The sequence below is a fragment of the Bowdeniella nasicola genome, assembly GCF_001907295.1.
Taxonomy (GTDB): Bacteria; Actinomycetota; Actinomycetes; order Actinomycetales; family Actinomycetaceae; genus Bowdeniella; species Bowdeniella nasicola.
Genome location: NZ_MQVR01000031.1, coordinates 16,227 through 27,661 on the forward strand (window position 1 = coordinate 16,227; position 11,435 = coordinate 27,661).

The 11,435-nt window shown below is 67.0% G+C and carries 10 protein-coding genes; all 10 read right to left on the reverse strand.

The window, feature by feature from the left end:
- Window positions 1–76: 76 nt before the first annotated feature.
- A complete protein-coding gene (murD, locus tag BSZ39_RS06495; protein WP_245792442.1) occupies window positions 77–1,546 on the reverse strand; it encodes a UDP-N-acetylmuramoyl-L-alanine--D-glutamate ligase in 1,470 nt (489 codons plus the stop codon).
- Window positions 1,539–2,627 carry a phospho-N-acetylmuramoyl-pentapeptide-transferase gene (gene mraY / locus BSZ39_RS06500; RefSeq protein ID WP_073716562.1) on the reverse strand — a complete coding sequence of 363 codons (1,089 nt, stop codon included), beginning with the start codon at window positions 2,625–2,627 and terminating at the stop codon, window positions 1,539–1,541. The genes murD and mraY overlap by 8 nt, the downstream gene beginning before the upstream one ends.
- Complete coding sequence (locus tag BSZ39_RS06505; RefSeq protein ID WP_073716563.1) at window positions 2,624–4,039, reverse strand: UDP-N-acetylmuramoyl-tripeptide--D-alanyl-D-alanine ligase; 1,416 nt, start codon at window positions 4,037–4,039, stop codon at window positions 2,624–2,626. Before BSZ39_RS06505 ends, mraY begins: the two co-directional genes overlap by 4 nt.
- The gene (locus BSZ39_RS06510; RefSeq protein WP_083602999.1) at window positions 4,036–5,562 is read right to left on the reverse strand and encodes a UDP-N-acetylmuramoyl-L-alanyl-D-glutamate--2,6-diaminopimelate ligase; all 1,527 of its coding nucleotides are present in this window, start codon (window positions 5,560–5,562) and stop codon (window positions 4,036–4,038) included. The genes BSZ39_RS06505 and BSZ39_RS06510 overlap by 4 nt, the downstream gene beginning before the upstream one ends.
- A gap of 35 nt (window positions 5,563–5,597) precedes the next feature.
- On the reverse strand, window positions 5,598–7,385 hold the full coding sequence (locus BSZ39_RS06515) for a peptidoglycan D,D-transpeptidase FtsI family protein (RefSeq protein ID WP_073716564.1): 1,788 nt from the start codon (window positions 7,383–7,385) through the stop codon (window positions 5,598–5,600).
- An 11-nt stretch (window positions 7,386–7,396) separates the two neighbouring features.
- A complete protein-coding gene (ftsL, locus tag BSZ39_RS06520; protein ID WP_073716565.1) occupies window positions 7,397–7,786 on the reverse strand; it encodes a cell division protein FtsL in 390 nt (129 codons plus the stop codon).
- Window positions 7,783–8,772 (reverse strand): 16S rRNA (cytosine(1402)-N(4))-methyltransferase RsmH, encoded by a 990-nt coding sequence (gene rsmH, locus BSZ39_RS06525; RefSeq protein ID WP_073716566.1) that lies wholly within the window; start codon window positions 8,770–8,772, stop codon window positions 7,783–7,785. The genes ftsL and rsmH overlap by 4 nt, the downstream gene beginning before the upstream one ends.
- Window positions 8,773–8,882: 110 nt before the next feature.
- Complete coding sequence (gene mraZ / locus BSZ39_RS06530) at window positions 8,883–9,314, reverse strand: division/cell wall cluster transcriptional repressor MraZ (RefSeq protein ID WP_073716567.1); 432 nt, start codon at window positions 9,312–9,314, stop codon at window positions 8,883–8,885.
- Window positions 9,315–9,561: 247 nt separating this feature from the next.
- Window positions 9,562–9,942, reverse strand: a complete 381-nt coding sequence (locus BSZ39_RS06535; RefSeq protein ID WP_073716571.1) for a DUF3040 domain-containing protein — start codon at window positions 9,940–9,942, stop codon at window positions 9,562–9,564.
- A 34-nt stretch (window positions 9,943–9,976) separates the two neighbouring features.
- Window positions 9,977–11,227, reverse strand: coding sequence for a DNA polymerase IV (dinB, locus tag BSZ39_RS06540; protein WP_073716568.1), 1,251 nt, complete (start codon window positions 11,225–11,227; stop codon window positions 9,977–9,979).
- Window positions 11,228–11,435 lie beyond the last annotated feature (208 nt).

Here is an 11,435-nt window from a genome sequence, read left to right on the forward strand (position 1 = left end):
TCCCCTTTCTCCCGTGGCCTCCATTGTGCGCCGGACGGCATCGCTTGCGCGGATGCCACGCCCGGCGGCTCGCCAGTTACGCCCGAAGCGAGCGGACGGCGGCGGCGAACTGGTCGCCGCGGCTGGCGTAGTTCGGGAACTGGTCCATCGACGCGCAGGCTGGGGCAAGCAGGACGACGTTGCCGGGCTGTGCCACGCGCTGGGCGAGCGCGACCGCCTCGGTCATCGGATCCTCGCTCGCCGGGTCGACGGCCTGCACCGGGATGTCGGGCGCGACCTTGGAAAGGGCGCTGGTAAGCGGCTCTTGGTCGACGCCGATGAGGACGACGGAGGCGAGCGTCGGCGCGATATCGGCGATGAGGTCATCGAAGCGCGCGCCCTTGGCCAGTCCCCCGGCGATCCACACGACGCTGCCGGTGGACATCGCCGAGAGCGAGGCGCGGGCCGCGTGCGCGTTGGTCGCCTTCGAGTCGTTGATGTAGCGCACACCATCGACCTCGGCGATCGTCTGGATGCGGTGGTCACCCGGCGAGAAGGCGCGCAGCCCCTCGGCGATGGCCTCCGGCGCGACCCCGGCGGCGCGGGCGAGCCCGGCGGCGAACAGGGCGTCGATGACGACGTGCGCGGGCACCTGGCCCTCGGGCGCGAGGTGGGCAAGGTCGGTCAGGGCAGCGAGTTCGACGCCGTGCGTCGCGCGCTCGTTATGGAAGGCACGGTCGACGATGAGCCCGTCGACGATCCCGATCCCAGCGAGCGGCGGCGCGTCGAGCCCGATCGAGACCGCGAGGGCACCCTCGGTGACGTCGGCGTCGCGCACGAGCTGTTCGGTGATCGGGTCGTGGCGCGAGTACAGGCAGGCGCCGCTCGTGCCGAGGTGGACGCGGCCCTTGGCGGCGGCGTACGCCTCGGGCGAGCCGTGCCAGTCGAGGTGGTCGTCGTCGATGTTCAGGCACGCCGAGGCGAGGGCGCGCACCGAATGCGTCGTGTGCAGCTGGAAGCTCGAGAGTTCGGCGGGCATAACGTCGACGCCGCCGCGTTCGGCGACGAGCACGGCCGGGGTTCCGACGTTGCCGATCGCCGGGGCGACGAGGCCCGCGGCGCCAAGGATCGAGCTCGTCATTGTCACGGTCGTGGTCTTGCCGTTGGTGCCGGTGAGCGTCAGCCACGGGGCGTACCCGCCGCCGGGCAGCGGGGCCTGCAGCAGCCAGGCGAGCTCGATCTCGGAAATGATCTGGACGCCGCGCTGGCTGGCGCGCGCGTACAGCGGCGTGTGCGGCGCGATGCCGGGCGAGACGATGAGGAGGTCGACGTCCTCGCTCGCGCATTCGGCAAAGTCCGCCTCGTCGGCGGCGTGGATAAGGTGCGCGCCGGTCGCGTTGTCATTGGCGGCGGCGACGGCGGCTTCGGAGCGGTCGATGCCGCGCGCCGCGATCCCGCGGGCGGCGAGCGCCTTGAGTGCCGCGCGCCCGGACGTGCCGAGCCCGGCGACGCCGATGCGGGCGCCGGAAAGGTCGGGCCGCGGGTCGTGATTGGCGATGTTAGCCACTGAGGGACACCCACTCTGCATAGAACATGCCAAGGCCGAGCGCGACGCACAGCCCGGCAATGATCCAGAACCGGATGACGATCGTCACCTCATCCCAGCCCTTGAGCTCGAAGTGGTGATGCAGTGGCGCCATTCTAAAGACGCGTTTGCCGGTGAGTTTGAACGAGCCGATCTGGATGACGTCGGACATGACGATGATGACGAACAGGCCGCCGATGACGACGGCGAGGACCTCGGTGTGCGTGAGGATTGAGAAGCCGGCGACGGCTCCGCCGAGCGCGAGCGAGCCGGTGTCCCCCATGAAGATCTGGGCGGGGGCGGCGTTCCACCACAGGAAGCCGAAGCAGGCGCCCATGAGGGCGGCGCCAAGGATCGCGAGGTCGCGCGGGTCACGCACCTCGTAACACGCTCGGGTGGGTTCTGCGAGGTACTGGCAGGACTGGTTGGACTGCCACAGCGCGATGACCATGTAGGCGGCGAACACCATGACGGAGGCGCCGGTGGCGAGGCCATCGAGGCCGTCGGTGAGGTTCACGGCGTTCGACCAGGCGGTGATGAGGAAGTTCGACCAGATGACGAACAGGATCATCCCAACGACGATGCCCGCGAACGCGAGGTCGATGCCGGAATCGCGGATGAAGGAGATGCGCGTGGAGGCGGGCGTGCGGCTGTTTTCGTTCGGGAAGAGCAGTACGGCGACCGAGAACGTGATGCCGATGAATGCCTGCCCGATGATCTTGCCGAGCGGGTTCAGCCCGAGGCTGCGCTCCTTGGAGATCTTGATGTAGTCGTCGAGAAAGCCAATGATGCCGAGCCCGATGATGAGGTAGAGCAGCAAGACACCCGAGACGTTCGGCAGGCGGCCGGCGATGAGGTTCGCGCCGGAATAGCCGAGGACCGCGGACAGGATGATGACGACGCCGCCCATCGTCGGGGTGCCGCGTTTGGTGAAGTGGGCGCTCGGTCCGTCCTGGCGGATGAACTGGCCGTAGTTACGCTTGACCAAAAGTTTAATAAAGAGCGGCGTCCCGAGAAGGGCGAGCACCAGGGCGATGGTGCCGGAGTACAGGATCGCTGTCATGCGCCACAGTCCTTTTCCGTAGCAAGTCTGTCAGCTACTGACCATAGTCCGGCTCCGTTGGAACCCTTGATGAGGAGCGTGTCACCCTCGGTGAGCTCCGGGGTGAGGAGGTCCAATGCCTCATCGTTGGTTTGGACCGCATTGGCGCGCACTTCGGTGCCCGCGACGGCGCGCACGCCGGCGCCGATCGGATCGGCTGCGACGCAAATCACCCAGTCCAGGCCCGCCTGGGCGGCTGCTTTTCCGACCTCGCGGTGCTGCTCGTCGGCCTCCCCGCCCATTTCGAGCATGGTGCCGAGCAGGGCGATGCGGCGCTTCGCGGGCAGCTTAGCGAGGACCTCGATCGCGGCGCGCATCGACTCGGGGTTCGCGTTGTAGGCATCGTCGAGGATCGTGATGCCGTCGCTGCGTTCGGTCAGTGCCATACGGTGCGGGGAGATCTTCGCCGCTTCGATCGCGCGGGCAGCGCGCGCCACGTCGAGCCCGAGGGCATCGACGGCGCTGAGGGCCGCGAGCGCGTTATTGACGTGGTGGGCGCCCGTGATCGGCAGCGTGAGCGTCGCGCCCGCGGTCGTGAACGTGGCCCGCCCGAGCGGGTCGAGCGTGACGTCGGTCGCGGCAAGGCCCGGGCGATCGTTAAGGGCGTTCGTCGCCGAGAAGTAGCGGATCTGGCTGGCATCGAGCGCGCTGCCATCGGCGTGCTTCGCGACGCCGGCCATGGTGGCGACGCGTTCGTCGTCGGCGTTGAGGATCGCCCTCGCGCCCGCGGGCAGGCCCTGGACGAGCTCGCTCTTCGCGGTCGCGACGTCGGCCAGCGAGCCGAAGCCGCCGACGTGGGCGTGGCCGACCATGAGGACGATCGCGATATCGAGCGGCGCGATCGAGGTCAGGCGCGTGAGCTCGCCGGGCGCGGAGGCGCCCATCTCGGAGACGAGGTAGCGCGTGTTTTCGTCGCAGCGCAGGGCCGTGAGCGGCATGCCGATGTCGTTGTTGAAGCTCGCTACGGGGAAGACGGTGGGCGCGAATTCGGAAAGGGCCGCGCCGAGGAGGTCCTTCGTCGTGGTCTTGCCCGAGGAGCCGGTCACGCCGATTACGGTGAGGTCGCCGCCCTCGCGCAGACGCGCCAGCACCTCACGGGCGAGCCAGCCGAGCGCAGTGATGGTGGATTCGACGCGCACGTGCGGCGCTTCGACGTCCTGTTCGGCGATGATGACGGCGGCGCCGGCGTGGGCGGCGACGTCGACGAAGCGGTGCCCGTCGATGTTCTCGCCCGCGATCGCGACGAAGCAGTCACCGGCGGCGACCTCGCGGGAGTCGGTGGTCACCGAGCCGGTCACGCGCACGTCGCGGTCGAGGCCGACGAGGGTGCCGCCGGTCGCGTCGGCGATCTCGGATGCGGAAAGTTCGATCACGCCTGCTGCCTTTGCTCGATGGCCGCGCGTGCGACGGGGACGTCGTTGTAGGGACGGTTTTCGGTGCCGACGACCTGGTACTGCTCCGCGCCCTTGCCGGTCACGACGACGGTATCGGCGGGGTGTGCGGCGAGGATCGCGGCCGTGAGCGCGTGCGTACGCGACTCGGTGTCCTCTATGACGCCCGCGAGGTCGGGGCGCACCTCGCGCACCCCGGCAAGGATCTGGGCGCGGATCGCCGCGGGGTCCTCGGTGCGCGGGGACTCGTCGGTGACGTAGAGCAGGTCGGCCTGATCTGCGGCGATCTTGCCAAGGAGGGGGCGCTTGGCCTGGTCGCGGTCGCCGTCGGAGCCGAACACGATGATGAGGTTGCCGGGCGTCAGCGCGCGTAGCTCGGGCATGAGCGCCTCGAGCGCATCGGGCGTGTGGGCGTAGTCGACGATGACGAGCGGGTGGGTCTCGTTGCGGGCCTGGACGACCTCCATGCGGCCGGGCGCGGGGTTCGCGACGCGCATCGCGTCGGTGATCGTCTCCCACGACACGCCCGCGCGGCGGGCCATGCCGATCGCGACCATCGCGTTTTGGACCATGACGCGGCTCGTCAGCGGCATCTCGATCGGGTGTTCGCCATCGGAGGCGAGCACGGTAAAGCGCATCCCAGCCGCGGTCGGTCCGACATCGCGGGCGATGAGGTCCGCGTCCGCGCCCGTGGAGACGGTCAGGTGCGGGACCGCGACGCGCGCGGCGAGCTTGGCGCCCCATTCGTCGTCGATGCAGATGACGGCACTGCGGCACATGTTGGGCTCGAACAGCATGGCCTTGGCCTCGAAGTATTCGGCCATGGTGTGGTGGTAGTCGAGGTGATCGTGCTGCAGGTTCACGAAGCCCGCGATGTCGAACTGCAGGTCGTTGAGACGCCCCAGGTGTAGCGCCTGGGAGGAGGCCTCGAGCACGAGGGTTGTCACGTCGCGTTCGCGCGCGAGCGACATGAGCCGGTTGACGAGGCTCGCCTCGAGCGTCGTACGCGGCGAATAGGCCGCGTCCTCCCCGATGCGCACCTCGACGGTGCCGAAGATGCCGGCCTCACCGCGCGCGTTGCGCAGGATCTGGTGCAGGATCGTCGCGGTCGACGTCTTGCCGTTCGTGCCGGTGACGGCGCACAGCTCGAGGTCGCGCGCGGGATAGCCGAAGACGAGGGCCGCGGCGGTGCCGACGATGGCGCGCGGGTCGGTGACCTCGATGAGGGCGGCGGGCTGGCTCGTCAGGTGCTCGCGCCCGGCCTTATCGGTGATGATGAGGATCGCGCCGGAGGCGATGGCGGCGTCGGCAAACCGGGCGCCGTGGGTGGTGAAGCCGGGGACCGCGATGAAGGCCTCGCCGGGGCGGACATCAGTCGAATCGACGCCGATCCCGACTACCTGGGTATCGCCGTCGCCGATCAGCTCTCCCCCGATAGCCTCGGCAATCTGGTTGGCTGAAACGCCTGCAACCGTCGGCCGGCTATGCAGCACATCGTCACTCACGTGCCTGTCCCTTCCTCCCCCGCACCGGTGTTGTTTTACTCGTACTCGACCGGGTAAAGTTCTGGTGCCGCCTTCGAGGGCGGAATGCCTAGATAGCGTACCGCGAAGGTCGCAATCTCTTTGAACACTGGGGCCGCGACGATGCCGCCCTGGAAGCCTGAGGACGGGTTGTAGACGACGACGGAGATGGCCAGGCGCGGGTTGTCCGCGGGGATGACGGCGTTGAAGACGCCCGCGGTCTGGGTTAGCGCCCCGGTGGGGCCCGCGACCTGCGCGGTACCGGTCTTCGCGGCGACGCGGTAGCCATCGATCGCGGCGCGGATACCGGTGCCGCCACGCTGGGTGACGCCCTCCATCATCTTGAGCATCTGCTCGGCCGTCTCGGGCTTGATCGCCTCGTGGCTTTCCTTCGGCTCGCTCGCGCGGAACACGCCCTTGGCGTCAGTCACGCCGCCGACGAGGGTGGGCGGCACCCACTGGCCCTTGTTGGCGATCGCCTGGACGATACCGACGTTTTGCAAAAGCGTCACGGCATAGCCCTGGCCGAACATGGTCGTGTATTTCTGGCGGCCGTCCCACTTATCGGGCGGCACGAGGATGCCGCCGGACTGGCCGGGCATGCCGATGTCGATGGTCTGACCGAGGTTGAAGCGTTTGAAGTAATCGTAGCGGATCTGATCGGATATGGTCTCACCGATCTTGACGGTGCCGGTGTTATACGAGCGCATGAGGATGCCCGCGACCGTGCGCTTTTCGGTGGCATGGTCGGCGAAGTCCTTGATGAGCTGGCCGTTTTCCGTCGTGTAGCGGCTCGGGTTTTCGATGTGTGTCTCGGGCGTGACGGTGCCCTGCTCGATCGCCGTGGCGTACGTCAGCAGTTTGCCGGTGGAGCCGGGCTCGTAGACGGCGGAGACGGAGCGGGCGCCCTGGTTTTCGGGCTTGGACTTCCAGTACTCGTTCGGGTTGACGGTATCGGAGTCGGCGATCGCGAGGATCTTGCCTGTGCCGACCTCCTGGACGACCGCCGCGGCCCACGAGGCACCGAAGTTGTCTTTGGCTGCCTGCACGGCCTTTTGGGACACGTCCTGCAGGTCGCGCAGCAGCGTGAGGTGGACGGTCGAGCCGGGCACGGCGTCGGTCTTTTCGTTGATCCCCGTCGGGATGTGCGGGCCGCCGATGCCGACCTCGACGCGCTCGACGCCGGGCGTGCCGGTGAGGTCCTTGTTGAAGCTCATCTCGAGGCCCGCGCTCGCGACGCCTTCTTTGTTGACGTAGCCGATGATGTTCCCGGCCGTCGTCCCGTTCGGGTAGGTGCGCTGGGAGCGGAAGTCGGGCTCGACGCCGTCGATGCGCAGGTCCTTGATCTGCCGCCACTGAGCGGGCGTAAGGTTCTTCGCGAGGACGCGGTAGCTCGAGTCGCCGACGAGCTGCGCGCCGAGCACGGCCGGATCCGCATTCAGCAGGGGCGCGAGCTGTTTCGCGGCCTCCGCAGGCCCGACGCCGATGATCTTTTTCGTCTTCGGGTCCTGGTTCACGTAGTTGCGGATCTTGTTTTGGTTCACGCCGACGTGCACGACCTGGGTGGAGGCGGCGAGCACGTTGCCTTCGGCGTCGACGATGGGTCCGCGCGGCGCGGAGATCTCAAAGGTTTTGGTGCGAAAATCGCGCGCCTGCTCGGCGAGCGCCGGAGCGGTAATGACCTGGAGCCAGACGAGGCGACCGAAGCCCACCACGAGCGCGAGCGCGGTGATGAGGATGAATTTATTGGAGCGTTTGATCCAGCTTTTCACGGCAGCGATGCGGGAGGTTGAGGGCTGTGCCATCGCCGCCTCCTTTACTGCTGCACGTCTTCTAGGGCCGTAATCGTGCCGTGTTCGAGGTTCATGATGAACGTGGTGCTGGCCGGAACCATCCCGATTCGTCCGGCTGCTTGCCGCAGGTAATCCGGGGAGCCGAGCGTTTCGACCTCAGCTTTTAGTGTCTGCGCAGTTTCGGTTAACTCGACCAACTGGGCGCGCGTGTCGCGAATCTCGTAGGAGGTCACAGCCATCTGCGTGTTGAGGAACAGCGTGAGTCCCATCGCGGTGGCGAGGATCGCGACGAGCATGACGAGGAAGGGCACGATCGAACGTGACAGCGCCGGCGTGCGCACGACGGTTAGGGCCGGGCGCTCTACTGGGGCGCTGGCCCGCCGCGAGCGGGCGGTGGTGGCGAGCATGCTCATGAGTATCTCCTCGCGGGATTGCGATGGGCGGGTACGGGACGGAGCTTGCGGGCGGCGCGTAGCCGGACGGGCTTCGCACGCGGGTTGTCCTCGGCCTCGGCATCGCTGGCGCGAAGTGCGCCGCGAGTGACGAGTTCGAGGTAGGGCTGATCGGCTTCGGGAATGACCGGCAGGTCGACGGGGGCGCTCGAGGTGGCACCGGCCGCGAAGGACTGCTTAACGATGCGGTCCTCGAGCGACTGGTAGGACATGACGACGAGCGTGCCGCCGACATCGAGGGCATCGATCGCGCGCGGCAGCGCCTCGGCGAGGATGACGAGTTCGTCGTTGACGGCGATCCGCAGCGCCTGGAACGTGCGCTTGGCGGGATGACCGCCGGTGCGGCGCGAGGAGTGCGGGATCGCGTCGTAGATGATCTCGACGAGCTCATCGGTGGTGGTCAGCGGGCCGCTCTCGCGCTGCTTAACGATGCGCGCGGCGATCCGGTTGGCGAATTTTTCTTCGCCATAGGAGCGCAGGATGCGGGTGAGTTCCCCGACGCTCGCCTCGGCCAGCAGTTGCTTCGCCGTGAGCGGCGCCGACGGGTCCATGCGCATATCGAGCGGGGCGCTGCGTGCATAGGAAAAACCGCGGGACTCTTCATCGAGTTGCATCGAGGAGACGCCAAGGTCCATGAGGATGCCGAGGATCGGGCGACCGGTGCGCTCGCGCATCTGCTCGGCCACGACGTCGATCTCGTCGTAGGTCGTGTGAAACGGCGTGAAGCGCTCCCCCGCGCTCGCGAGGCGCTCACCGGCAAGGGCGAGCGCGTTTTCGTCACGGTCGATGCCGGCGAGCTGGAGGTTCGGGAATCGGGTGAGCAGCGCCTCGGCGTGACCGCCGAGCCCGAGGGTCGCATCGATGACAACGCCATCGGAGCCGCCGGAGGTGAGGAGGTCGACGCAACGCTCAAGCATCACGGGGATGTGCCGCGGCTGCGTCGTCATCTTCACACTCCTTTCAGTGCCTCATGTGCTGTCCAGGAATGAGGACCTTCTCCGCATGATCCGGCGATGGGGAAGTTCGTCGGAGCATCGGAGAAAGTCCACGTCCCTGGCTAAAACACACCGGGTACGATCTCTTCTTCGGTGTCAGAGAATTCGGTTTCCTGCTCGGACAGGTAGTCCTGCCACGCCGCCTGATCCCAAATCTCCACCCGGGTCCCCATGCCAATGACGGCAAGATCCCGACCGAGTCCCGCGTAGGTACGCAGGGCGGCGGGAATGGTGATCCGGCCTTGCTTATCTGGCTGCTCATCGGCCGCTCCGGACAAGAACACGCGCAGGTATTGGCGCGCCTGCTTGCTCGTGAGCGGGGCCGCTCGCAGTTGCTCGTGGATGGCCTCGAACTCCCGCATCGGAAAGACGTAGAGGCATCGTTCCTGTCCGCGGGTGATGACGAGACCGCCAGCGAGCTGCTCGCGGTACTTGGCAGGCAGGATGAGTCGACCTTTGTCATCGAGCTTGGGCTCATACGTTCCGAGGAACATCCAGGTCCACCTCCGCTCCGCCTAGAACCACCGACTGCCTCCACAATACTCCACTTTGCTCCACACGCAAGCCTTTAGTGGGGTAAATTCCAGAATCGTCCATGCATTTTGCCCCGATCTTGTAGGGTTTTAGGCAGGTGGAGCGAGGTGGAGGGATTTTTTCGCGAAAACACCCGTACCGGTCAGATCAGGGCAAAAAAAGAACCGCCCGGCGAGCGGGCGGTGAGAGGTGGGGAGGAAAGTGGAGCTACCTGCCGGACTGGTCCTTGCGGTTATCCCAACGCTGGGCCTGCTTGTCCATGAAGGACGAGGATCCGGAGGTAGGGGCCTTCGGCTTGGGCTTCGCAACCCCCTTGATCGTGCGGCCACGGTTGCCCGAGGACATGCCGTATAGGACGCCGCCGAGCATGACGATGAAGCCGAGGACGCCGAGCCAGATCTGGGAGGTGGCGACGCCACCGATGAGGCCGCCAAGGCCAATCATGAAAGCAAGGATGCCAAGGGAGATCCGACGCACGTCAAGGACGCCTCGGGCCGATCCCATCTGCTGGGCGAGCTTCGGATCATTGGCCCGCAGCTGGGCTTCCATTTCTTTTAAGACGCGCTGCTCGTACTCAGATAGAGCCATGCCGTCCTCCTTGCCGCGGTACGTCACTGGGCTTTTATGGTACGTCCTTGGCGTCCCAATTTCCACCGGGGTGCCTCCCGCCGGAAAGCAGCCTGGCCGGGCCGATGATGTCATCGCCGAAGCGCGCGGCGATCCGGTCGGCCACGGACTCCGCGGCGCGCTCCCGCCCATCGTCATCGAGCGCGAGTTGCACGCCAGCCGAGCGGGGGCGCAACTGCTCCACTTTGGTCCCCACGAGCCGGATGCCGCCGGGCGGGATCGAGACTTTTTCTAACAGTGCGAGCGCCGCGCGGGCGATCTCTTGGCCGACATCGGTCGGCTGCGACAGCGTCGTCGAACGGGTGATGGTGGAAAAGTCGGAAAACCGGATCTTGATCCCGACGGTCGAGCCCACGATGCCGGAGGTGCGCAGCCGCCGGGCGAGCGCATGGGATTGGGAGACGACGCGCGCGCCGAGCACCTCGGCGTCGGTGACATCGTGTTCGAAGGTCTCTTCGGAGCTCACGGATTTCTCGGCGCGCTGCGGGTGGATGCCGCGCACCTCATCGCCCGCGGCATAGCGTCGCAGCGCGGCCGCCTGGGCGCGACCGAGCCAGGCCCCCAGGCGCGCGGGCGGCACGGCGACGAGGTCGGCGACGGTGCGCAGGCCATAGCGCTCGCAGATCTCGGCGGCACGCTGGCCGACCCCGGGCATGGTCGAGGCGGGCAGGGAGTGCAAAAACTCGACCGTGTGCGCCGCGGGGATCAGGAGGTAGCCGTCGGGCTTCGCAAACGTCGAGGCGAGTTTTGCCACGTGCGTGACCGCAGCGACGCCGACGCTCGCTGGCACCCCGACCTCTTTGCGCACGGTCGCCCGGATCCAGCGCGCGATCTCGACGGGCGAGCCCATGCGACGCACCGAGCCGGCGACATCGATGAAGGCCTCATCGACGCTGACCTTTTCGATCACCGGCGAGACCCGCGATAAAACGTCCATGACCTTCGCGGAGACCTCGGAGTAGACACCCTTGCGGTTGGGGACGACCTCGGCCTGCGGACACAGGCGCCGGGCGCGGGCGATCGGCATCGCCGCATGCACCCCAAAGGCACGCGCCTCATACGTCGCGGATGTCACGACCCCGCGGTTGCCCGAGCCGCCGACGATGAGCGGCTTACCAACCAACTCGGGACGATAGAGCAGTTCGACGGAGGCAAAGAAGCAGTCCATGTCAACGTGCAAAACATGGCAGCCCGTATCGTCGCTCCCCCAGTCGCGCGTGATCGCGGGACGTACTCCCTTCGACATCGCACCTCCTGACCGAACGATTACCGCCGCTACTCGTTAGGCTATCGCCATGGCCCGTCTGAAAACATCGACGACTGCGTTCCCCTCCGGCCCCCTTGCTACCTCCACCGGGACGCTCGGTCAAGTCCCTTGTAGTGGTGTAACGGCGTTTTCCTCTCGTTTGGGGTTTTAGCTTGCTAGTGCGGGCGTGTCGGTATCGGTCATGGTC